This is a genomic window from Streptococcus sanguinis (assembly GCF_050225395.1).
Lineage (GTDB): Bacteria > Bacillota > Bacilli > Lactobacillales > Streptococcaceae > Streptococcus.
In genome coordinates this window covers 1,540,021-1,564,802 of record NZ_CP071431.1, presented here as the reverse complement: position 1 = coordinate 1,564,802, position 24,782 = coordinate 1,540,021, and the positions used below count along the sequence as shown (strand labels likewise).

Here is a 24,782-nt window from a genome sequence, read left to right as displayed (position 1 = left end):
GAAGACCTCCTAATAAAAGCGAAACTGGCTGCGGAAGAGATTATCAATGGATTGATTGTACTGTTGACGCAGCTGATTAGCATTTTCATGCAAAAAGATCTGACCTTGGTTAATCAGGATTACTTCATCCAAGATTGGCTCGATATCCGCAATCAGGTGGGTGGAAATGATGACAGAAGACTGAGGCGTGCGATTTTGGATAATGGTCTGCAGGATATAGTCACGAGCAGCCGGATCCACACCACCGATAGGCTCGTCTAGGATATAGAGTTCCGCATGGCGGCTCATGACCAAAATGAGCTGCATTTTTTCTTTATTTCCTTTTGAAAGGCTTCCGATGCGTGCTTGAGGATCGATATGAAGATCCTTTAGAAGCTGCATGGCTTTCGTGCTGTCAAAATTATCATAAAAATCTTGGAAATATTTTACAGCTTCGATTACTTTGGAGCTGTCGCTTAGATAAGTCGTATCTGGTAGATAGGAAACGATTCTTTTGGTATCAGGAGAAGGCTTGACGCCTTTGAGATAGATATGGCCAGAGGTGGGCTGCAAGAGACCATTGATAAGCTTGATAATAGTTGTCTTGCCGCTGCCATTAGGACCTAGAAGTCCGATGATTCTGCCAGGTTGGATGTTTAAACTCACATCATACAGGGCGGGTGCGTCGCCATAATTTTTATGGACATGGTCAAGATAGACCAGAGGATACTGATTCATACATGTCTCCTTTGTTTTCTTCAATTTACAATTATTATACCTTTTCCTTAGGAAAATGGCAAAGAAAGCCGGAAAGAGGGAATGGAATCTTTCTGTTCAGTCAAACTCCTATTTCCCTCATTCAGTGAATTGCGGTATAATAGTTGTAAGAAGAAGCAAAGCGTGTTCAAGGAGAATAATGTGCTAATACAACTTGATACCAAGACTGTTTACAGTTTTATGGATAGCTTGGTCCCGATAAAGAAATATGTGCAAAAAGCCAAGGACTTAGGATACAGTCATCTGGGCATGATGGATGTGGACAATCTCTATGGAGCCTATCATTTCTTAGAGGAAGCCGAATCTGCGGGACTGCAGCCGCTTTTAGGCTTGGATCTGAGTCTGATCAAGGCAGAGAAGGAGCTTCATCTCCGTCTGCTGGCCTTGGACAGTCAAGGCTATCGCAATCTGATGAAAGTCTCGACTCTCAAGATGATGGGACAAAAAAACTGGGAGGATTTCCAGCATCTCTTTAAGGGGTTGGCTGTGATTGTTCCTGCTTTTAACGGAGTAGCAGATCTGGATTTGGGGTTGGATTTTTATGTTGGTGTCTTTCCAGCAACACCTAAGCAGGAGTTCGGTCGGCCAACCCTGCCCCTGCATACCGTCCGATATTTTGACACGGGGGATTTGGAAACCTTGCAGATGCTCCGGGCTATTCGAGAAAATGCCAGCCTGCGGGAGATTGGCAGCCTTCCCAATCATGAGTTTTTGCTGACACCAGATGCTCTGGCAGGAGCTTTTAAGGGAACTTTCCCAGAGAGTTTGGCTAATCTTGAGAAGCTAGTCCGTCATGTTCACTATGATATCAATAGGGAGCTGAAACTACCCCGCTTTAATCGGGAACGTCCTGCCGTGGAAGAGTTGCGGGAGCGATCCGAAGCTGGCTTAAAAAAACGCGGTTTAACAGGTAAACTTTATCAGGAACGACTGGACCAGGAGCTGGCTGTCATTCATCAGATGGGCTTTGATGATTATTTTCTCATTGTCTGGGATTTGCTGCGCTTTGGTCGCAGTCAGGGCTACTATATGGGTATGGGTCGAGGATCTGCTGTCGGCAGTCTAGTGGCCTATGCTTTGGAGATTACTGGGATCGATCCAGTCAAGAATAACCTGCTTTTTGAGCGCTTTCTAAATCTAGAGCGCTATACCATGCCCGATATTGATATCGATATTCCTGATGTTTACCGGCCGGAGTTTATCCGCTATGTTCGGGACCGCTATGGCAGCATGCATGCGGCTCAGATTGTGACCTACTCGACCTTTGGAGCCAAGCAGGCCATTCGCGATGTTTTCAAGCGCTTCGGTCTGCCAGAGTATGAGCTAACCAATATCACCAAGAAAATCCGCTTCGGGGATAGTCTGACCTCTGCTTATGAGAAAAATATGGGCTTTCGTCAGATTATCAACAGTAAGCTAGAATATCAAAAGGCCTTTGATATTGCTAAAAAAATTGAAGGTCATCCCCGTCAGACTTCTATCCATGCAGCCGGCGTTGTGATGAGTGACAATGACCTGACAGACCAGATACCGCTCAAATACGGTGAGGACATGTATATCACCCAATATGATGCCCACGGTGTGGAGAGCAACGGTCTGCTTAAGATGGACTTTCTGGGCTTGCGCAATCTGACCTTTGTCCAGCGGATGAAAGAAGCAACCCTGAAAAAATATGAGGTAGATATTGAGATTGCAGAGATTGACTTGGAGGATGCAGAAACTCTGAAACTCTTTGCGGCTGGCCAGACCAAGGGCATTTTCCAGTTTGAGCAGCCGGGTGCTATCAGCCTGCTCAAGCGGGTTCAGCCAGTTTGCTTTGAAGAAGTAGTGGCCACAACCTCTCTCAATCGTCCTGGAGCCAGTGATTACATCGACAATTTTGTCAAGAGAAAGCATGGGCTGGAGCAGGTGGAGCTGATTGATGACAGTTTGGCTGATATTCTAGCTCCGACTTACGGTATCATGCTCTACCAAGAGCAGGTTATGCAGGTAGCCCAGCGTTTTGGTGGCTTTAGTCTGGGGAAAGCCGATATTTTGCGGCGGGCAATGGGTAAGAAAAGTGCTGCTGAAATGCACCACATGCAGGAGGACTTTGTTGCAGGTGCTCTCAAGCTAGGTCACTCGGAATCCAAAGCCAAGGAAGTCTTTGCTATTATGGAGAAGTTTGCTGGTTATGGCTTCAACCGCAGCCATGCCTACGCCTACTCAGCTCTGGCCTTTCAGTTGGCTTACTTCAAGGCTCATTATCCAGATGTTTTCTTTGATGTCATGCTCAATTATTCTAGCAGCGACTATATCACCGATGCCCTGAGTTTTGACTTTGAAACAGCGCCCCTCAGTATTAACAATATCCCCTACCATGATAAGTTTCAGGATAAGAAGATTTTTTTAGGCCTGAAAAATATCAAAGGCTTGCCTAGGGATTTGGCATACTGGATTATCGAAGAGCGACAAAATGCTGCCTTTACTGGGGTAGAAGACTTTATTCTGCGCCTGCCTCAGAATTACCATAAGATTCCGCTGCTGACTCCTCTGATCCAGCTGGGGCTCTTTGACAGTTTTGAGAAAAATCGCCAAAAAATTCTAGCCAATCTGCCTAATCTATTTGTATTTGCGGATGAGCTGGGCAGCCTCTTTGCGGATACGACCTACTCTTGGACAGAGGCTCAGGATTTTAGCGATGCCGAAAAGTTTGAGCTGGAACAGAGCATTATCGGTGTGGGGCTTAGCGATCACCCCTTGGTTAAACTGGCCAAAGAAGCGGACCAGCCCTTTAGCTGGATTAGTGAGCTGACGGAAAATAGCAGAGCTAGGATTTTAGCTCAAGTCCAGACTATCAAGACTATCCGGACTAAAAAGGGTGAGAATATGGCCTTCTTGCAGGTTTCAGATACGAAGAAAAAACTGGATGTTACCCTCTTTCCTGTTACCTATCGTCAGTTGGCCGAACGTATTAAGGAGAAGGGCATTTACTACTTGACTGGCAAGGTGCAGGAACGGGATGGACGCTTACAGTTGGTCTTGTCAGATATAGAAGAAGCCACTACAGAACGCTTCTGGATAAAACTTGCTGGACATGAACATGATCGGGAAATATCTCAGATTTTGCAGAAATACCCCGGTAATATTCCGGTTGTCCTGCGCTATGAAGATGAGAAGCGCACCATGTCTGCACCGCATTTCCGAGTGGAGAAATCGGAGCAGCTGCAAGAGGAATTGAAGAATTATACTATGAAAACGATTTTTCGTTAAAAAATATGGAAAATAAGAGAATTTTCATGATGATTGTGGTATAATCTATAAGAATGTTAAAAAGAAAAAGGAGCAAAAAGCGAAATGAAACGTATTGCTGTTTTGACTAGTGGTGGTGATGCCCCTGGAATGAATGCTGCCATCCGTGCAGTTGTTCGTAAAGCAATTTCCGAAGGAATGGAAGTTTACGGGATTTATGATGGTTACGCTGGAATGGTAGCTGGCGAGATTTACCCACTTGATGCGACATCAGTTGGTGACATTATTTCTCGCGGTGGAACCTTCCTTCACTCTGCTCGTTATCCTGAATTTGCCCACGTTGAAGGGCAGCTGAAAGGGATTGAGCAGCTTAAAAAACATGGCATTGAAGGTGTCGTTGTTATCGGTGGAGATGGATCTTACCACGGTGCTATGCGCTTGACAGAGCACGGCTTCCCAGCTGTCGGTGTTCCAGGAACCATTGACAATGATATCGTCGGAACAGACTTCACTATCGGTTTTGATACAGCTGTTACTACAGCTATGGATGCGATTGACAAGATTCGTGATACTTCTTCCAGTCACCGCCGTACTTTCGTTATCGAAGTAATGGGACGTAATGCTGGAGATATTGCTCTTTGGGCAGGTATTGCATCTGGTGCGGACGAAATCATCGTTCCTGAAGAAGGTTTCAAGATCGAAGAAGTTGTTGAAAGCATTAAGAGTGGTTATGCCAAGGGTAAGAAGCACAACATCATCGTCTTGGCTGAGGGTGTCATGTCAGCGGATGAATTTGCTGAAAAGCTGAAAGAAGCTGGAGATATGAGCGATTTGCGTGTGACAGAGCTCGGACATATCCAGCGTGGAGGCTCACCAACTGCGCGTGACCGTGTTCTTGCATCTCGTATGGGAGCGCATGCTGTTAAACTGCTTAAAGAAGGTATCGGCGGAGTTGCTGTTGGAATCCGCAATGAGCAGATGGTTGAAAGCCCAATTCTGGGAACTGCTGAAGAAGGAGCACTCTTTAGCTTGACTGCTGAAGGCAAGATTGTTGTCAATAATCCGCACAAGGCTGATCTGGACTTGGCTGATTTGAACCGCAGCATCAATATTTAATTATTATTTGTTATTCAGGCCAAGAGGCCAAATAGAAGAAGGAGTTTCATACAATCATGAATAAACGTGTAAAAATCGTTGCAACATTAGGTCCTGCGGTAGAAATCCGCGGCGGTAAAAAATTCGGTGATGACGGATATTGGGGAGAAAAGCTGGATGTTGAAGCATCAGCTCAAAACATTGCTAAGCTGATTGAAGCTGGCGCAAACACATTCCGTTTCAACTTCTCACACGGTGACCATGCTGAGCAAGGAGAGCGCATGGCAACTGTTAAGCGTGCAGAAGAAATTGCCGGCCAAAAAGTTGGTTTCCTTCTTGATACAAAAGGACCAGAAATTCGTACAGAATTGTTCGAAGGCGATGCAAAAGAGTATTCATACAAAACTGGTGAAAAAATCCGTGTTGCTACTAAGCAAGGCATCAAGTCTACTCGTGAAGTAATTGCTTTGAACGTTGCTGGCGGATTGGACATCTACGATGATGTTGAAGTTGGCCGTCAAGTATTGGTTGACGATGGTAAACTTGGTCTTCGTGTTGTCGCTAAAGACGATGCTACTCGTGAATTTGAAGTAGAAGTTGAAAATGACGGCATCATTGCTAAGCAAAAAGGTGTGAACATCCCTAACACGAAGATTCCTTTCCCAGCACTTGCTGAGCGTGACAATGACGATATCCGCTTTGGTCTTGAGCAAGGAATCAACTTCATCGCGATTTCATTTGTACGTACTGCAAAAGACGTCAACGAAGTTCGTGCAATCTGTGAAGAAACTGGTAATGGACACGTTCAATTGTTCGCGAAAATCGAAAACCAACAAGGTATCGATAACTTGGATGAAATCATTGAAGCTGCTGACGGTATCATGATTGCCCGTGGTGACATGGGTATCGAAGTACCATTCGAAATGGTTCCAGTTTACCAAAAGATGATCATTACTAAGGTAAATGCAGCTGGTAAAGTGGTTATCACAGCAACTAACATGCTTGAAACCATGACAGAAAAACCACGTGCAACTCGTTCAGAAGTATCAGACGTATTTAACGCTGTTATTGACGGAACTGACGCAACTATGCTTTCAGGTGAGTCTGCAAATGGTAAATACCCACTTGAGTCAGTAACAACAATGGCGACTATCGATAAGAATGCTCAAACCCTTCTTAACGAATATGGCCGCTTGACAACTGATAACTTTGAGCGTAACTCTAAGACTGAAGTTATGGCTTCAGCGGTTAAAGATGCTACAAACTCAATGGATATCAAGTTGGTAGTTACCCTTACTAAGACTGGTCACACAGCTCGCTTGATTTCTAAATACCGTCCAAACGCTGATATCTTAGCTATCACTTTTGACGAATTGACTCAACGTGGTCTTATGCTGAACTGGGGTGTTATTCCAGTGACTACTGAAACTCCATCTAATACAGATGATATGTTTGAAATCGCTGAAAAGATTGCGGTTGAGCAAGGATTGGTTGAATCTGGCGATGATATCGTTATTGTTGCTGGTGTGCCGCTTGGTGAAGCAGTTCGTACCAACACAATGCGCATCCGTACAGTACGTTAATCTAAGACAACAAAAAAGAACCGTTGATTGGAAAATCACCGGTTTTTTTCTTGTCTATGTGATACCACTTATCTTACTTGAGAGAAGAACAAGTTTGAGAATTGATTTTTGAAATAAAATTGTACCTTTGTCTATTTTGTCTAAAAATGATATAATGGTATAAAAGAGATGGGGGAGACGAATGTTAAAGAGAGATTTATTAAGAAATATCATTATTTTTTCAGTACTGGCAGCTATCATTATAGGGCTGAGAGTTTTTATTTATACGCCTTATCGGGTGACTGAGCAGGACAGTAATTCCTATTTGGCAAAGAATGACTTGGTCTTGGCGACGAAAAAGCAAGACATCAAGCGTGGAGACTTTGTTCTCTATGAAGTGGACGGCAAAGACTATGTCGGCCGGGTCATTGCCCAGGAAAAAGATCAGGTAACCTATATGGATGACCTCCTTTACCTGAACGGTCAGGTCATGTCGGAAGAATATATCGAGAAAATGCGCGAGAAATATCTGGCTTCAGCAGGAAGTTCGGGTTACTATACTCATGATTTCTCTATTATGGATTTAAAAGACTCAAAGTCTGATAAAATTACTAAAGATTCTTATCTGATCCTTAATGACCGACGTGAAAATACCAAGGATAGCCGAGAATTTGGGCTCATCAAAGCCAGTCAAATCAAGGGAGTGGTGGAGTTCCGACTCTCACCGCTGAGTAAATTCGGATTTATCGAAACGAAGTAATCCACAGTTGCTTTGTTTTTTAAAAAAATCTTTTTAGAAAGAAAATTACTGTTTACAAAAAAACAACTAGACAGCTTGTCTAGTTGTTTTTTCGTGTCTCTTGGTGAAAGATATTTTGCCATACTTCGTGGCGGCGCCAGAGGCTTGTATGGATAACACTGTCCATTTCATAGCGGATGAGCTTGGTTTTCTGGCTGACAGAAAGCAGTTCAAATTTTTTTATGAATAGCTTTTATTTTGATTTATATTAAAGGGATTACAAAAATGTAAACGCTTGCTAGTTTTATAATTTTTTTGCTATAATGTACTATAGTTGTATTAGTATAGTTGAAGATTTTATGCTCTATAAAGGAAGGGAATATTTATGAAAATACTTAAATTACTTTTGATAGTATTTATTGGATTTTTAGGGTTGGGAACTCTCAGTGCATGTAGTCAACAGAAAAAAAACGGACAGAAGGAGGTGGTTACATTGACAACAGAGGAAAAAAAGAAACTTCGTAAAGCAGAAGAGCAAATTGCTTTGTACCTAGTAAATCATTATGAAGATGTGAAAAAAATTAAGTTTGATAAATTTCACAGAGGAGGATTTGGGATAGCAGATTCAATAAGCGTTATTGTCAATGATGATAGTTACATAAAACCAATCATATTTAACGATGATAGTGAAAGATATTCTGTTGATTATGATCCGAGTGATTTTCATCTAATAAAAAAGAAAAATTCTACGGAATTGACCAGTCTTGATGGGATTGAAGTGATATATTATGAGGAAAAGTAAATGGATTATTTAACAGACAAAGATTATAATGAGATTGCGCAAAAAGTTTATAAACTTGATCCGAAAGAAAATAGTTTGAAAGAACAATTATATAAAGGTAGTTTGATTGAAGTAGGAAATCGTCAATTCCAAGTCATTGATGCTATTGGTAATTCTGCTGAACCAACGGATAATAGTATGCAAGCTATGGCGGTTGCCCCTCTTGACAGTCAAGGAAACGTAGATTACAGTCAGGTAGTGGTTTCTTATGTTGGAACCAATTTTGGAGAAAAAAAAGATATTCTGAACGACCTTGAAAATCTAGGTATGGGTTTTACTGATACGATGATGGTAGGTGTTCCTTCTGGTTATGGAGTAATCAAGCGTATAATGGAGGGGGACTTTAAAAATGCAGTTCAAAAAGAATTTACAGAAAATATTGTTTCAGTTCAATCAAAGACTGCAGTAGAGTTTGCCCAGCGAGTAGAAAAAAAGGTTCGGCAAGAGAACCCCAATGCTATTATAACAACGAATGGTCATTCTTTGGGAGAGTCTATGGCTCTTTATACGGCTTTAAAAATGGGGTGGAATAATGTTGGCTTTAACGGCCCAGATATTCATAATATTCTTTCAGAAGAAGAAATAGCCTATATGCAGGCTCATCCAGAGCAATTTCGTAATTTTCGTAATCCAAATGATTTGATTCTGGGAAATATTTTGGGTAATAAAACTGGGGTAGCCATCTATGTCAATGTGACGGATGCTAGGTTTATTGATGAAGCAATTGGAATATTGCAGGATAAGTCTCTGTCTTGGAAAAAAAAGGCTGATAAAATCTATAGTTTGGGTAACAAATATCATAGTTACAAAACTTGGCAATTCAATGATAAAGGTCAGCTTATTGATGAAAATGGAAATATTGTAACAAATAATGCACGAGGGAACAGGAATATTCTCCTCTTAGAAATGAAAGCCAGAATGATGCGCTACTATGGATTGAAGTCTCTGCTGACCGAAAGCGGTGGAGGTTTGAGTTCTAATGAGCAGATTTTTCTGGACAGTGAGCAAGCTACGATTGCTGCAGAATCTTTAGTAAGTTCTGCACAGCAAACACTTGATCAGATTAAGATTGAAAAGCAAAAAGGAGTAGAGGAGGCTGAGGCTCTCTTTGAAACTACTAAGTCGCCGTTCATGGTTAGTAGTCTTAGCCCTTATGAGATAGAGGAGGCTTTTGCAGATGGCGGTGTAACAAATGATAGCATTGTCGGAGATGTTGAAAGTTCATTGGAAAAAAAGGTTCAACAAGCTAGCCAGTTATTGGACGAAATGGCTCGATTAAAAGAGCAAATTACATCCGGAATCAATAAAAAACTTGAGGAAGACACAGCTTTGGCAGGGGAGTTCAATCAATGGAGAAGTTTGAATTAGCACAACGTGAAGTTGAAAATAAAAAGCAAGAACTTGATGAATTAGAAGATTTTCACCGTACAAAGTTAAAAGAGTTTAAGAAGAGAGATGATTATTTTCAAACAGCTTGGCGTGCAGTCAAAGAGCTTCTTGATGAAAAATATAAAGAAACTTTGTATTATTTAAAAACTATAGATGCTGATCAGGAATTTTATAGGATTCTCAATAGAGAAATGGAATCTTATCAAATAATGTCGGAAGAAGTACTGGTCCAAGCACAAAGAACTCTTGAGTTAGAAGTTTTAAAAGAAGAAGAAAATTTTCGGCAGGAGAGGAGATATCTAGATGAGCAGTTGGAAGAGGCATACTTACGCCGGAGAATAGCTGTAGAGGAAAATAATCAAAAGAAGAAATAGAAAGAAAGTGATACAGCATGGCAAGAACAACAATAGATACAATTACAGATGTATTTACAAAAGGAACTTTAGATGATTTAAGTGTTCGTCTTAATGAGATAAAAAAACAAATTGAAAAAAATTTGATTAGAAATGTCTATGCTCCTCAAGCTCTGAAGAAACGTGATATTATAAAGTCCAATGCTGAGAAAAAGATTAGCGAAGTTGCTAAGGAAGGCAAATCAGCTTTGAAAGGTATTAACGATACTTTGGATGGAGCCATTAAAGGACAGTGGTCTACTGCAGTTAGAGATGCAGTTGTAAAAACAAGTAAAAGATATGATGAGATATAACCATAAAAAACAACCAGACAGCCTGTCTAGTTGTTTTTTCGTGTCTCTTGGTGAAAGATATTTTGCCATACTTCGTGGCGGCGCCAAAGGCTGGTATGGATAACACCGTCCATTTCATAGCGGATGAGCTTGGTTTTCTGGCTGACAGAAAGCAGTTCAAAGTTTTTGATAGGTGTTTTTGAGGCTCTTTCTGCCTGAAACTCAGCTTTGTTCAGTTGTCGGCCATCTTGGGAAATATAGAGAAATTCGGCGGACAGAAGCGTATCCAGTTGGCTGCCTTGGTCCACGAGCTGCTCACGCATGAGTAGGTTTGGGTAAAGATTTTCCAATCTCTCATCTTCAGGAATGGGAGCGGGCTCGATATGAATGTCAATGTCAAAGACCCCGAAGCGCTCCATAAGCATATCCTCAACTTGGTCCGCAATCTCATGACTCTCATAGACAGATAAATCTGGGTTCATTTCCAAGATAATATCCAGATAGATATTACTGCCATAGGTCCTACCCCGCTGGGACTTAACCTGAGTGATTTTAGGAATTTCCAGGATAGCTTGCTTATAGTCTTGGAGCAGGCTTTCATCAAATCCGTCGGACAGGCTGAAAGAAGATTCCATAAAGATATCATAGGCCGTCTTGAGAATGAAGAAGGTAATGACAATGGCTGCCAGCTTATCAACGATTGGAAAGTTAAAGGCGCTGGCAATGATAGCAACTGAAGTGCCGATAGAAGTGACAGCATCTGACAAGTTGTCCTTGGCTGCAGCATCCAGAGCCCTGGAGTGAGCTTTTTTAGCCAGTGTTTTATTGTAAAAATAAACACCCAACATAATGATTGCCGAGAGGATTCCGACCACGGCACCAACTGGGTCAATCTTGGTCTCTTGATTGGAGATAATCTTCTGAATGGTCTCAATCAAGACATCAAATCCAACGAAAAACATGATGAAAGATGTGATGAGACTGGCCAAATCTTCTATCTTCCAGTGGCCGAAGCGATGGTCACGGTCTGCTGGTTTTCTGGCCATACGCAGGCCAATTAAAACGGCGATATTAGCCACGATATCAGAGACATTGTTGAAGCCATCTGCCGTCAGACTGGAGGACTGGAGGGTCGAGCCTGCGATAATCTTGACCGCAGAGAGAATCAGATAGGTAGCGATGGACAGGATGGCTCCTCTCTCTGCTAGCTTCAGATTGTTACTAGGATTTTTCATGACAGCCTTTCTTTCTAAGTGGGGCAGCAGAATGGAAAAGAGACTTGTGAAAAAGTCATCTCTGGAAAGATATTCTAAGTCTCATATGGGCATATTATAGCAAAAATAGACCTGATTTTCAATTTGCGTCGGACGTAGGGCGACTTAAATGACTTTGTCGAAAATCTAATCTAAAACCAGAAATTCCTCTTCTTTCTGGTTTAGCTTCATCAGGATTTTTGTTATAATAGTAGCATTGACTTTGAAAGAGGAAGAAATATGCATCCTTTATTAAACGGTATGAATGACCGTCAGGCTGAGGCGGTTCAGACAACAGAAGGGCCTTTGCTGATTATGGCGGGAGCTGGTTCGGGTAAGACCCGTGTCCTGACCCACCGCATTGCCTATTTGATTGATGAGAAGATGGTTAATCCTTGGAATATCCTTGCCATTACCTTTACCAATAAGGCGGCGAGGGAGATGAGAGAACGGGCTGAAAAACTTAAAACGGAGGCCCAAGACTGCTTAATTGCCACCTTCCACTCCATGTGTGTGCGCATCCTGAGGCGAGAGGCAGACCATATTGGCTACAACCGCAACTTCACAATCGTTGATCCAGGCGAACAGCGGACTCTGATGAAACGGATTCTTAAAAATCTCAATCTAGATCCTAAAAAGTGGAATGAGCGCGCCATTCTGGGTACTATTTCCAATGCTAAGAACGACCTGATTGATGAGGTGGCCTATGCGAATCTAGCTGGTGATATGTATACAGAGATTGTGGCCAAGTGCTACAAGGCTTATCAAAAGGAATTGCGCCAGTCTGAGGCTATGGATTTTGATGATTTGATTATGCTGACCCTGCGGCTTTTTGATCAAAATCCTGATGTTCTGACCTACTACCAGCAACGTTACCAGTACATCCATGTAGACGAGTATCAGGATACCAACCATGCCCAGTACCAGCTGGTCAAACTCTTGGCTTCTCGCTTTAAGAATATCTGTGTGGTCGGGGATGCTGACCAGTCTATCTATGGCTGGCGGGGAGCCGATATGCAGAATATCTTGGACTTTGAAAAGGATTATCCAGAAGCTAAGGTAGTCCTGCTAGAGGAAAATTATCGCTCTACTAAGACCATCCTTCAGGCGGCTAATGAAGTCATCCGAAACAACCGCAACCGCCGTCCTAAAAATCTCTGGACTCAAAACGAAGACGGTGAGGAAATTGTCTACTATCGGGCTAATGACGAGCAGGACGAGGCTCTCTTTGTCGCCCGAACTATTGATCAGCTGAGCCGAGAAGGATACAGTCATAAGGATTTTGCAGTTCTTTACCGGACCAATGCCCAGTCACGGACAGTGGAAGAAGCCCTGCTCAAGGCCAATATTCCCTATACCATGGTCGGTGGAACCAAGTTCTACAGCCGCAAGGAAATCCGTGATGTTATTTCTTACCTCAATCTCATCGCAAATCCTAGTGACAATATCAGCTATGAGCGCGTGGTCAATGAGCCCAAGCGTGGTGTCGGTCCAGGAACGGTTGAGAAAATTCGGAATTTTGCGTTCAATCAGGAAATCTCTTTACTGGATGCGTCGACCAATATCCTGCTGTCGCCAGTCAAGGGTAAGGCGGCTCAGGCAGTCTATGATTTTGCCAATATGATTCTAGATTTGCGAGAGCGCTTGGACGACTTTACAGTGACGGAGCTGGTAGAAGCCGTATTGGAAAAGACAGGTTATGCTACAGTCTTGGCTGCCCAGGCAACCCTGGAAAGCCAAGCACGGATTGAAAATATCGAAGAATTTCTGTCTGTAACCAAGAACTTTGATGAAAGTCCAGATAATCCTAGTGATGAGTCTGGCCTGGATAAGCTTAGCCGCTTCCTCAATGACTTAGCCTTGATTGCAGACACAGATGACGGAGATACGGAGAGTTCCGAAGTGACTCTGATGACCCTCCACGCAGCCAAGGGATTGGAATTTCCAGTCGTCTTTCTGGTTGGTATGGAGGAAAATGTCTTCCCTCTGAGCCGAGCATCTGAAGATGAGGATGAGCTGGAAGAGGAGCGGCGTTTGGCCTATGTCGGCATTACCCGAGCAGAGAAGATTCTCTATCTGACTAATGCCAATTCCCGTATGCTTTATGGTAAAACCAATTATAATCATCCTACTCGCTTTTTGAGAGAAATCAGCTCAGACTTGCTAGACTATCAGGGACTGGCTCGACCGGTAAATAGCTCCTTTAAGGTCAGTTACACCAATAGCGATACTAGCAAATTCGGTCAGGGCATGAGTCTAGCACAGGCTCTACAGGAGCGGAAGCGTCAGGCGGCACCTAGTTCGATTTCTACAGGCAGTCTGCCTTTTGGAAAAAGCAGTCAGAGCCAGCCATCTAAGCCAGAAGTTGCTTGGGCTATCGGAGATATTGCCCATCATAAGAAATGGGGCGATGGGACAGTTTTGGCAGTCTCTGGCAGTGGAAATAGTCAAGAGCTTAAGATCAATTTCCCAGAAGTCGGTCTGAAGAAAGTGCTGGCCAGCATAGCACCGATTGAGAAAAAATCATGATGAGCCAGTCGATTGAAGCCTGGATCTATCATCCAGAGGATGGAGAAATCTTGCTCTTGAAAGTTGAGGATGAGAAAGTTTCCTTTTGGCAGCCCATTACTGGTGGGATTGAGAGTAGCGAGAGTCCAGAAGAGGCCTGCCTTCGTGAAATAAAAGAGGAGACCGGCTTGCTCTTAGCTTGTTCAAGTCTGACGGGCCTTGGAGATTTTATGGTAAAGATTGATGAACATCTGACCATCCACAAAAATCTCTTTCTAGTTCTGACTGAACAAAAGGAAATCCAGCTTTCAGATGAGCATGTAGGAGCTCAGTGGGTAGCTTTAGACAAAGTTTCGTCGCAGTTGTACTGGCCCAGCAATCAAGCGACTTTTGAGATTATAACCGAGAAGCTATAAGATATAGCTTCTCTTTATTTCTTTTGATAAGGAAATTCTATTAGTCAAGTGGGGCGTTTAGTGGTAGACTTATCAGATAACTATAGTGAGGTGACCTTATGACACGTGAATTTAAATTTGAAACTCTGCAGCTTCATGCCGGACAGATAGTTGACCCGACAACTAAGTCCCGGGCTCTGCCTATTTATCAGACAACTTCCTATGTGTTTGACGATACTCAGGAGGGTGAAGATCTTTTTGCCCTACGCAAACCGGGCAATATCTACACTCGGATTACCAATCCGACCCTGTCTGCTTTTGAGGAGCGGATTGCGGCTTTGGAGGGTGGAATCGGAGCATTAGCGACAGCTTCTGGTATGGCGGCCCTTACCTATACCGTTCTAGCTTTGGCGCATGCTGGCGACCATGTAGTAGCAGCCTCTACCATTTACGGCGGTACCTTTAATCTGCTCAAGGAAACCCTGCCTCGCTATGGCATTACCACGACTTTTGTGGATATTGAAAATCTGGCTGAAGTAGAAGCAGCCATTCAGGACAATACCAAGCTGGTTTTGATTGAAAGTTTGGGCAATCCTCTGATTAATATCCCTGACTTTGATGCTTTGGCAGAGCTGGTTCATGCTCATAAAATTCCGCTGATTTCCGACAATACCTTTGCCACTCCTTATCTGATCAATGTCTTTTCTCATGGAGTGGACATCGCGGTGCATTCTGCGACCAAGTTTATCGGCGGTCACGGAACTAGCATCGGTGGTGTGATTGTGGACAGCGGTCGTTTCGACTGGGAAGCTTCTGGCAAGTTTCCGCAGTTTGTTGATCCAGATCCGAGCTATCATGATATTAGTTATACGCGCGATGTCGGAGCAGCAGCTTTTGTCACTGCTGTGCGGACCCAGCTCTTGCGCGATACCGGCGCAGCCATGTCACCCTTCAATGCCTTTCTCTTCCTGCAGGGGTTGGAAACTCTCTCTTTGCGTGTAGAGCGCCATGTGTCCAATGCAGAGAAGATTGTGGAATTCTTAGCGGAGCATCCTAAGGTTGAGCAGGTCAATTATCCCAAGCTTGCTGACAGTCCTTATCATGCTTTGGCAGAAAAATATTTCCCTAAAGGTGTGGGCTCTATTTTCACCTTTAATGTCAAAGGTGGAGAGAAAGAAGCTCGTAAGGTTATTGACAGCTTAGAGATTTTCTCTGACTTGGCCAATGTAGCAGATGCTAAGTCCCTGGTCGTCCATCCAGCTACGACGACTCACGGTCAGATGTCACCAGAAGCTCAGCTGGCAGCAGGCATTACACCAAATCAAATTCGTCTCTCTATCGGCTTGGAAAATGTGGATGACTTGATAGAGGATTTGAGAATCGCCTTGGAATCTATCTAATTTTCAATGCCTCTAGACTGTGAAAATGAGAATAAAACTAGGTTTTCGCCTAGTTTTTTGTTATAATAGGATGAAATATATAAAATAGTAGGAGATTAAAATGACAATTTCGGTGATTGTTCCGTGTTTCAATGAAGAAGAGTCTATTCCTCTGTTTCATGAAGCCATGGAAGCGGTCAAATATCAAATCCGTGACCAGTTTGAATATATTTTTGTCAATGACGGATCGACGGATCAGACTTTGCCTGTTTTACGTGAGCTCAGCAGTCGCTGTCCAGATGTACACTATCTGTCCTTTTCTCGCAATTTCGGAAAAGAAGCAGCTCTATATGCTGGTTTGCAAGAGGCGAGTGGGGATTTTGTGACGGTAATGGATGTGGACTTGCAGGATCCGCCCGAGCTCCTGATTGAGATGAAGGCTTTGCTGGACTCGAATCCTGAGTTGGACTGTGTGGGTACCCGTCGCACTACTCGCGAGGGAGAGCCGCCTATCCGAAGCTTTTTTGCCAATTTGTTCTATAAGCTGATTAACAAGATTAGTCAGGTAGAGATGGTAGATGGTGCGCGTGACTTCCGACTGATGCGCCGTCAGATGGTAGAAGCTATTCTGGATGTTTCAGAGTACAATCGCTTCTCCAAGGGAATTTTTGCCTGGGTTGGCTTTAATACCGAGTACTTGGAATACAAAAATGTCGAACGAGTAGCTGGCAAGACCTCTTGGAATTTCTGGTCTCTTTTCAACTATTCTTTGGAAGGCATCGTCAATTTCTCTGATGCGCCGCTCAACATCGCCTTTTTAGGAGGTATCCTGTCTTGGATTTTAGCCTTCATCCTGATGGCAGTGATTATTATTCGTACCTTGGTTTTTGGTGATCCGACATCCGGCTGGCCGTCGCTCATGACCGTCATTCTCCTTATCGGCGGCTTCCAGCTGCTGACCATCGGCATACTGGGTAAATACATTGGCAAAATCTTTATGGAAACCAAGCATCGGCCGATTTATGTGATTAAGGAGAAGAGTAAATGATTTTCCAGAAACGTTTTTCTGATTTTAAAAACTATCTTCTTTTAAATAAATCGTCTGCCCTAGTTATTTTTATTATTTATTCAGTAGTCAATATTAATATCGGTTTAGCTGAGTATCCCTATATTGATGATATTGGAAGACAATTACAAGGCTATTCAAAATTCTCTGAACATTATTCAAGATATTTAAGTGAGTATTCCGCTCGTTTAATACAAGGTGGGGATCATCTGACAGAACTAGGCTTGACTTCAAATATTCTGTCAGCTTGTTTTTTAACTTTAGCGAGCTTAATTTTATTGTTTGTCTTATATCCCAATAAGAAGATTTCTTTTATAACAGCATCTGTTTCAACTATTATAGGGATTAATCCGTGGTTTTTAGAGCCATTAAGTTTTAGATTTGACAATCCTTTTATGACTTTAAGTATATTAGTTTCCATCATTCCATTTATTTTCTGGGATAATAAAAAAATATTTGGAGTTATGTCAGTTGTTGGTATATTCTTAATGTGCAATTCATACCAAGCTTCTTCAGGAGTGTACATTATTGTAACCATGACGCTAATATTTTTAGAATTATTGCAAGGAAGTTATTTTAAAGAAAAAATTCCTAAAATTTTCATCTCAATGTTGTCATATGTAATTGGTTTGCTTTTATATCGTATACAAATTTTTATAAAGCCACCGATTTTTGCTGATCAAGCTGATATTCCAAAGGGATTAGAGATGATTAAAATAATTGGGGTGAATGCTACAGGATATTTGAACAATATATTTTTTCAAAGTTCAACTATCTGGGTTTTATTAACGATAATTGCTATATTTCTCTTAACTATCAGTGTGATTCGCTTATCCAGTACTAAATTCCTTTTAAACTTTGTTTACATGCTGATTTGGCTAAGTTTAGGAAGTGTGTTTAGCTATGGAACCTATTTGATTTTGTCTAATCCTTATTATCTTATGAGACCAAGATATGAATATGGTTTCGGAATTTTTTTAGCGATTATCTTAATTGTTAGCTTAGAGTGCGTTGACAAGAGTAAAATTCTACGTAGAGGGAAGTCCTTCGTCTCGGGATTATTAGTTTTTTATTTCTTATCTTTCTCTTTTACTTATGTGAGCAGTTTAAAACAACAAAATGAAATGTTCAAAGCGCAGAGCATATTGCTAGCTTCCTCTCTAAACAAGTACATTACACCCGAAAAAACAGTTATTAATGTGAACCGCTTTCTTTCTGATTCGCCAGTATTTAGCAATACAGCTTCTGTTTATCCAATGTTAAAAAGTTTGATTATGCCAAATACAAATGTTTCTTGGGATATGACATTGAGATTTAATAGCATAACAAACTTAAACGTCGATTTCAAATTAATCGATATTGCTAATATAGATTTTAGTAGTGAAAATTATACATTACTTGAAGAAACAAAGTTATATAATATTTATCTTGAAAATAATGAATTATTTATTATCATGAAGTAGAATCTTTCTAAGAGAGAAATAAAGAAAAGATTCATTTTAATGTGATTATGCATTGTTAAAGTTTATACTGTCAATTTGAAATGATGCTAAGTTTTCTGATTATCACTTGCATAATTTTGCATCATTTATATATGGAGTATAAAAAGTATGAGATTTTATTTTCTAAAAATGACTAGAGGCATGATTCGACCAAGCAGATTTTTTCTGCTTTTTTTGTTATAATAAACTCATTGAATGTTTATGATGTGAAAGGAAAGACAAATGATTTTAATTACAGGTGCGAATGGACAGCTGGGTACAGAGCTTCGCTATCTTTTGGATGAGCGCAATGAGGAGTATGTGGCTGTTGATGTGGCAGAAATGGATATTACCAATGCCCAAATGGTGGACAAGGTCTTTGCGGAAGTCAAGCCAAGCTTGGTCTATCACTGCGCAGCCTATACTGCAGTTGATGCGGCTGAGGACGAAGGAAAAGAGCTGGACTATGCCATCAATGTGACCGGTACCGAAAATGTCGCAAAAGCTGCAGAAGCTCACGGAGCGACCTTGGTCTATATCTCAACAGACTATGTTTTTGACGGTCAAAAGCCTGTCGGTGAGGAGTGGGAAGTAGATGACCGGCCGGATCCGCAGACTGAGTATGGCCGTACCAAGCGCATGGGCGAGGAGCTGGTTGAGAAATATTCTAGCCGTTTCTATATTGTCCGTACTGCTTGGGTCTTTGGTAACTACGGTAAAAACTTTGTCTTTACCATGCAAAATCTTGCCAAGACGCACAAAACTCTGACTGTAGTCAATGACCAGCATGGACGTCCGACATGGACTCGCACTCTGGCTGAATTTATGACTCATCTGGCTGAGAATCAAAAGGAATTTGGTTACTACCATCTGTCTAATGATGCGGCTGAGGACACGACATGGTATGACTTTGCAGTGGAAATTCTCAAAGATACAGATGTGGAAGTCCAGCCGGTTGATTCCAGCAAATTCCCGGCCAAGGCTAAGCGGCCTTTCAACTCAACTATGAGCCTGGCCAAGGCTAAGGCTACAGGCTTTGTCATTCCGACTTGGCAGGATGCCTTAAAAGAGTTTTACAAGCAAGAGAAGAAACAGTGATTTTCTTTGACGTTTATAACAGCGACAGAATGTAGTCTCAGACTAGGTTCTGTTTTTTTCTTCTAGCTAGTTGGGGAAGTGGTTTCAGGTGCATGCTCTGCTGTAGAAATAGCTGGCTTGAAGATGCGAGGGGAAAATGATAATGAGAAGAATTTTCCACAGATCTTATCCCCTTAAAATAAAGATGTTTCAATTTGATGAAATTCTGTGGATAACCTTTATTATTTCATTCAACTATGTTACAATGTTACTATAAATAAAATAGAAGAGGTGTGTGAATATGTCACGTAAACCATTTATTGCTGGTAACTGGAAAATGAACAAAAATCCTGAAGAAGCCAAGGCTTTTGTAGAAGCGGTTGCTGCTAAGCTACCTTCTTCAGATTTGGTAGAAGCTGGTATCGCTGTTCCAGCACTTGATTTGACAACTGTTTTGGCAGCAGCTAAAGGAAGCAATCTTAAGGTAGCAGCCCAAAACGCTTACTTTGAAGATGCAGGTGCCTTCACTGGTGAAAACAGCCCTAAAGTTCTTGCAGAAGTTGGAGTTGACTACATCGTTATCGGTCACTCAGAACGCCGCGATTATTTCCATGAAACAGACCAAGACATCAACAAAAAAGCGCATGCTATCTTCCGCAATGGTCTGGTGCCAATCATCTGCTGTGGTGAATCACTGGAAACTTACGAAGCTGGTAAAGCAGTAGATTTCGTTGGTGCTCAAGTATCAGCTGCTTTGAAAGACTTGACAGCTGAGCAGGTTGCATCATTGGTTATCGCATATGAGCCAATCTGGGCTATCGGTACTGGTAAGTCAGCAACTCAAGACGACGCTCAAAAGATGTGTAAAGCAGTTCGTGATGTTGTAGCAGCTGACTTTGGTCAAGAAGTAGCGGACAAGGTTCGTGTTCAGTACGGTGGTTCTGTTAAACCTGAAAATGTTGCGTCTTACATGGCTTGTCCAGATGTTGACGGTGCTCTTGTTGGTGGTGCATCACTTGAAGCTGAAAGCTTCTTGGCATTGCTTGATTTTGTAAAATAAAAAAATGTTGAAAAAAGACTTGTCCTCCCAAAGGTGACAAGTTTTTTAAAAATTGGAGAGAAAAGTTGAAATCGAAAGAATTAGTTTATTTAGCGAGTACGGCTATTTTGCTGGCAGCGACTGCCAATGTTGCAAAAGCCGAGGAACATACTATCGCTGAGTCAGAAGTTTTAAAAACAGAAAGGTCTGTTAGTTCCCAGAATCAGACAGTGAATGCGGGCGCATCACAAACGTCTAATCAGCCGACTCTAGCAGTATCATCTGCAGAACAGTCAGTTCAAGCTGTTAAGCAAGAGGAGGAAGCAACGAACGCTACAGGAACAGCTGTTGAGTCTGGAGGAGCAGCTCAATCAGATCCTGTAGAAACTCAGGTGGCCCCTGCTAAGCCAGAAGGGCAAAGTCAGCCAGATGCAAATGCTTCTAATCAGAATGAAACTGCAGCTGATCAGTCAGCAAAAGCAAGCTCTTCTGTTGCAGATTCTGCTATTGCTTCGGAGACCAAGGCTAGTCCTGCTGTAGCATCAGCACCAAAAGCTAGTAATGCTGGAAAAACTGTATTTTACAATGCTGGTTCAAAGGCTCAGGCAGCCCGCGGGAATTCCCAAGCGGAGATAAAAGGCACTTCCTTTGTAGATGTCAGCAGCCACAATGGCCATATCAGCGTAGACGACTATCGTAAATTGGCCCAGCAAGGGGTTGGAGGTGTCGTTGTCAAACTGACAGAAGGAACCCATTACACTAATCCATTTGCCGAGTCTCAGGTAAGAAATGCGCAGGGAGCTGGTTTACAAGTATCGACCTATGCCTTCTCGCACTATACTAACGATGAAGAAGCGAGAGCCGAAGCTCGTTATTACGCTGCCTTTGCTAATAGACTAGGCCTGCCTAAAAATACAGTTATGGTCAATGACATGGAAGATCCTAAAATGCAAAATGGGATTAACCAGCATACTCAGGCTTGGGCGGATGAGATGCGCAGACTGGGTTATTCTAACCTGATGTATTATACCAGTGCCAGCTGGCTGGATCAAAATAATCTTCGCAGCAAGGGACCGGTTAATACATCGCAATTTGGCTATAGCAATTTTTGGGTGGCCCAGTATCCGTCTTCTAATTTAAATCTTGATGGAGCTAAATCTCTCAAATACAACAGTGGCGCTGGAGCATGGCAGTTTACAGCCCAGGCTCAGCTGTTAGCTGGCAAACATGTATTTGACCATAGCGTTGACTACTCTGGAAGATTTACCCAGCAGTCCGCTCTTGCTAAGCAGCCTTTAAAGGGTAACATCAGTATTCAGAATAAGAATAATGTCAACGGAAGCTTTGATGTTGTGATTTCAAATGTTTCTGCTCCTTATGGAGTGTCTGTTGTTAGTGTTCCAGTGTGGTCTGAAGCTAATGGTCAAGATGACATTATCTGGTACACAGCCAATCTGCAGGCAGATGGTACCTATAAAGTTTCAGTTGAGTCTAGCAGACATAAAGATTCAGTTGGCAAGTACAATGTCCATCTCTACTATGTCCGCAACGACGGCCAATTAGTCGGTGTTGGCGGTACTACAACCAATGTATCTGTCATCAAGCCACAGGGCAAAATCAGCATTCAGAATCGCAACAGCGAAACTGGTGATTTCGATATTGTAGTTTCAGGTATCTCATCTCCGGGTGGTCTTAAGACTGTCTCTCTGCCAACTTGGTCAGAGGCCAACGGCCAAGATGATATCAAATGGTATACTGCTGAACGTCAGGCTGACGGCACCTATCGTAAGCGAGTACGTATAAGCGATCACAATAATGTGCAGGGCGAGTACAATGTCCATCTCTACTATGTTCAAAATGACGGCCGCTTGGTTGGTGTAAGCGGCACTAAAACGACCGTTTCTCTTGGAAAACCTAAGGGCACCATCAGTATTCAAAATCGAAATAAAGAAACCGGCGATTTTGATATTGTGGTTTCAGGTATTTCATCTCCGGGCGGTCTTAAGACTGTTTCTCTACCGACTTGGTCAGAGGCCAACGGCCAAGATGATATCAAATGGTATACTGCTGAACGTCAGGCTGACGGCACCTACCGTAAGCGAGTCCGCATAAGCGACCACAATAATGTGCAGGGCGAGTACAATGTCCATCTCTACTATGTTCAAAATGATGGCAGCTTGGTAGGTGTAAATGGCACTAAAACGACTATTTCTATAGAAAAACCAAAAGTTCAAGGCAAAATCAGTATTCAGAATCGCAACAGCGAAACTGGCGATTTTGATATTGTGGTTTCAGATATCGTATCGCCAGGCGGTCTCAAGACTGTTTCCCTACCAACTTGGTCAGAGGCCAATGGCCAAGATGATATCAAGTGGTACAATGCTGAGCGTCAGGCTGACGGTACTTATCGGAAACGAGTTCGACTGAGCGATCATAACAATGTCCAAGGCGAATATAATGTGCATCTCTACTATGTGCAAAATGATGGCAAGCTAGTAGGAGCAGGTGGCATCAAGACCAACGTTTCTATCAGCAAGCCGCAGGGCAAAATCAGCATCCAGAATCGCAACAGCGAAACCGGCGATTTTGATATTGTAGTTTCAGGTATCGTATCTCCAGGCGGTCTGAAGGAAGTTTCCCTGCCAACCTGGTCAGAGGCCAACGGTCAAGATGATATCAAGTGGTACAACGCAGAACGTCAGCCGGATGGTACCTATCGTAAGCGAGTCCGTGTGAGTGATCACAAAAATGTTGAGGGCGAGTACAATATTCATCTCTACTATGTGCAAAATGATGGCAAGCTGGTTGGTGCTGGTGGCATCAAGACTAATGTTTCTCTAGGTAAGCCAAAGGGCAACATCAGTATCCAAAATAAGAATAATGTCAACGGCAGTTTTGATGTTGTGATTTCAAACGTTTCTGCCCCTTATGAAGTGTCTGCTGTCAGTGTTCCGGTTTGGTCTGAAGCTAACGGTCAAGACGATATTATCTGGTATACAGCTACTCAGCAGGCTAATGGTACCTATAAAGTTACTGTTGAATCTAGTAAACATAAAGACTCAGTTGGTAAGTATCATATCCATCTTTACTATGTCCGTAACGACGGGCAGTTAGTCGGTGTTGGTGGTACTACAACCAATGTGTCAGCAGTTAAACCACAGGGCAAAATCAGTATCCAAAATCGTAACAGCGAAAATGGCGATTTTGATATTGTGGTTTCAGATATTGTATCGCCAGGCGGTCTCAAGACTGTTTCCCTGCCAACCTGGTCAGAGGCCAACGGTCAGGATGATATCAAGTGGTACAACGCGGAACGTCAGCCGGATGGAACTTATCGGAAACGAGTTCGTGCTAGTGACCATAACAACGTTCAGGGCGAGTATAATGTGCATCTCTACTATGTGCAAAATGATGGCAGGCTGGTAGGAGCAGGCGGCATCAAGACCAACGTTTCTATCAGTAAGCCGCAGGGTAAAATCAGTATTCAAAATAAAAATAATGATACTGGAGAGTTTGACATTGTAGTATCAGGCATTGTGGCACCAGAAGGTCTCAAGACAGTTTACTTGCCGACTTGGTCAGAAGCGAATGGCCAAGATGATGTCCAGTGGTACACAGCGGATCGTCAGGCTGACGGTACTTATCGTAAGCATGTTTACGCACGTGACCATAAGAATAATGCAGGCGAGTACAATGTTCACTTGTATTACTTAAATAATCAAAATCAGCTGCAAGGAGCTGGTGGAGAAAAGACCTCTATCTCTGTGAACCGTCCTCAGGCAGCTAGTCAACGAGACCGTGTTCTTGCGGCGGCAGCTGCTATGGTAGGTGTCAAGGGAGGCAGTGCTGAGCATCAGCGCTTGGTCAACGATTATAACAGTGTCAGACCGCTGCCAGTTGGCTATGCTGTGAAAAACACAGATGACTGGTGCGACATTTTCACGACGGTTATTTTCCAAAGAGAAGGCTTGAGCGATCTTATCGGCCGTGAGTGCGGTGTAGAGCGCCATATTCATATTTTCCAAAGACTAGGTATCTGGAATGAAGATGGCAATTCGACTCCTAGCGCAGGCGATATCATCACCTTTAACTGGGACAAAGATACCCAGCAAAACGATGGCTGGGCTGATCATATCGGTATTGTCGAAAAAGTTGAGAATGGTATCATTCACACGATTGAAGGCAACAGCAATAACGTAGTTAAACGAAATACTTACCGCATTGGTCATGGAAATATCCGTGGTTTTGCGACACCTCGTTATAGATAAACACACAAAAAAACCAAG

General features: G+C 42.6%; 18 protein-coding genes and 1 pseudogene. 16 read left to right on the top strand and 3 right to left on the bottom strand.

Features of this window, described 5'->3' with window-relative positions:
• Positions 1-9 precede the first annotated feature (9 nt).
• Positions 10-717 carry an ABC transporter ATP-binding protein gene (locus J1C81_RS07600; RefSeq protein ID WP_002913696.1) on the bottom strand — a complete coding sequence of 236 codons (708 nt, stop codon included), beginning with the start codon at positions 715-717 and terminating at the stop codon, positions 10-12.
• 180 nt (positions 718-897) lie between these two features.
• Between J1C81_RS07600 and J1C81_RS07595 the strand changes: the two genes are divergently transcribed.
• From J1C81_RS07595 to lepB, 4 genes are all read left to right on the top strand, one after another.
• Entirely contained in the window at positions 898-4,008 is a 3,111-nt protein-coding gene (locus J1C81_RS07595; protein ID WP_032909742.1) for a DNA polymerase III subunit alpha, read from the top strand.
• An 84-nt stretch (positions 4,009-4,092) separates the two neighbouring features.
• Entirely contained in the window at positions 4,093-5,103 is a 1,011-nt protein-coding gene (gene pfkA / locus J1C81_RS07590; protein WP_002915520.1) for a 6-phosphofructokinase, read from the top strand.
• A gap of 56 nt (positions 5,104-5,159) precedes the next feature.
• A complete protein-coding gene (pyk, locus tag J1C81_RS07585; RefSeq protein ID WP_002897851.1) occupies positions 5,160-6,665 on the top strand; it encodes a pyruvate kinase in 1,506 nt (501 codons plus the stop codon).
• A gap of 181 nt (positions 6,666-6,846) precedes the next feature.
• A complete protein-coding gene (lepB, locus tag J1C81_RS07580; protein WP_002915519.1) occupies positions 6,847-7,404 on the top strand; it encodes a signal peptidase I in 558 nt (185 codons plus the stop codon).
• 79 nt (positions 7,405-7,483) lie between these two features.
• Here lepB and J1C81_RS07575 read toward each other — a convergent pair.
• Positions 7,484-7,627: pseudogene (locus J1C81_RS07575) on the bottom strand (cation-efflux pump); the annotation flags it as partial.
• Positions 7,628-7,768: 141 nt separating this feature from the next.
• Between J1C81_RS07575 and J1C81_RS07570 the strand changes: the two are divergent.
• From J1C81_RS07570 to J1C81_RS07555, 4 genes are read left to right on the top strand one after another with little or no spacing between them, the layout of a single operon-like run.
• Positions 7,769-8,185, top strand: coding sequence for a hypothetical protein (locus tag J1C81_RS07570; RefSeq protein WP_002915517.1), 417 nt, complete (start codon positions 7,769-7,771; stop codon positions 8,183-8,185).
• The gene (locus J1C81_RS07565; protein ID WP_002915516.1) at positions 8,186-9,592 is read left to right on the top strand and encodes a hypothetical protein; all 1,407 of its coding nucleotides are present in this window, start codon (positions 8,186-8,188) and stop codon (positions 9,590-9,592) included.
• Positions 9,574-9,987: a hypothetical protein gene (locus J1C81_RS07560; protein ID WP_002915515.1), complete on the top strand. Its 414-nt coding sequence runs from the start codon at positions 9,574-9,576 to the stop codon at positions 9,985-9,987. Before J1C81_RS07565 ends, J1C81_RS07560 begins: the two co-directional genes overlap by 19 nt.
• A 17-nt stretch (positions 9,988-10,004) precedes the next feature.
• The gene (locus J1C81_RS07555; protein ID WP_002915514.1) at positions 10,005-10,319 is read left to right on the top strand and encodes a hypothetical protein; all 315 of its coding nucleotides are present in this window, start codon (positions 10,005-10,007) and stop codon (positions 10,317-10,319) included.
• 26 nt (positions 10,320-10,345) lie between these two features.
• Here J1C81_RS07555 and J1C81_RS07550 read toward each other — a convergent pair whose 3' ends face one another.
• Positions 10,346-11,533: a cation diffusion facilitator family transporter gene (locus tag J1C81_RS07550; protein WP_002915513.1), complete on the bottom strand. Its 1,188-nt coding sequence runs from the start codon at positions 11,531-11,533 to the stop codon at positions 10,346-10,348.
• A 258-nt stretch (positions 11,534-11,791) separates the two neighbouring features.
• Here J1C81_RS07550 and pcrA point away from each other — a divergent pair, with 258 nt between their 5' ends.
• The 8 genes from pcrA to J1C81_RS07510 all read left to right on the top strand — a co-directional run bounded on the left by pcrA (position 11,792) and on the right by J1C81_RS07510 (position 24,764).
• Positions 11,792-14,080, top strand: a complete 2,289-nt coding sequence (gene pcrA / locus J1C81_RS07545) for a DNA helicase PcrA (RefSeq protein WP_002915512.1) — start codon at positions 11,792-11,794, stop codon at positions 14,078-14,080.
• Positions 14,077-14,475 (top strand): NUDIX hydrolase, encoded by a 399-nt coding sequence (locus tag J1C81_RS07540; RefSeq protein ID WP_002915508.1) that lies wholly within the window; start codon positions 14,077-14,079, stop codon positions 14,473-14,475. The genes pcrA and J1C81_RS07540 overlap by 4 nt, the downstream gene beginning before the upstream one ends.
• 98 nt (positions 14,476-14,573) lie before the next feature.
• Positions 14,574-15,854, top strand: coding sequence for an O-acetylhomoserine aminocarboxypropyltransferase/cysteine synthase family protein (locus tag J1C81_RS07535; protein WP_002915507.1), 1,281 nt, complete (start codon positions 14,574-14,576; stop codon positions 15,852-15,854).
• A 100-nt stretch (positions 15,855-15,954) separates the two neighbouring features.
• A complete protein-coding gene (locus tag J1C81_RS07530) occupies positions 15,955-16,881 on the top strand; it encodes a glycosyltransferase family 2 protein (RefSeq protein WP_002915506.1) in 927 nt (308 codons plus the stop codon).
• Positions 16,878-18,362 (top strand): glucosyltransferase domain-containing protein, encoded by a 1,485-nt coding sequence (locus J1C81_RS07525; RefSeq protein ID WP_002915505.1) that lies wholly within the window; start codon positions 16,878-16,880, stop codon positions 18,360-18,362. Before J1C81_RS07530 ends, J1C81_RS07525 begins: the two co-directional genes overlap by 4 nt.
• A gap of 261 nt (positions 18,363-18,623) precedes the next feature.
• Positions 18,624-19,478 carry a dTDP-4-dehydrorhamnose reductase gene (gene rfbD, locus J1C81_RS07520; protein WP_002897839.1) on the top strand — a complete coding sequence of 285 codons (855 nt, stop codon included), beginning with the start codon at positions 18,624-18,626 and terminating at the stop codon, positions 19,476-19,478.
• Positions 19,479-19,758: 280 nt separating this feature from the next.
• On the top strand, positions 19,759-20,517 hold the full coding sequence (tpiA, locus tag J1C81_RS07515) for a triose-phosphate isomerase (RefSeq protein ID WP_002904207.1): 759 nt from the start codon (positions 19,759-19,761) through the stop codon (positions 20,515-20,517).
• A gap of 65 nt (positions 20,518-20,582) precedes the next feature.
• On the top strand, positions 20,583-24,764 hold the full coding sequence (locus tag J1C81_RS07510; RefSeq protein ID WP_002915504.1) for a GBS Bsp-like repeat-containing protein: 4,182 nt from the start codon (positions 20,583-20,585) through the stop codon (positions 24,762-24,764).
• Positions 24,765-24,782: the final 18 nt, after the last annotated feature.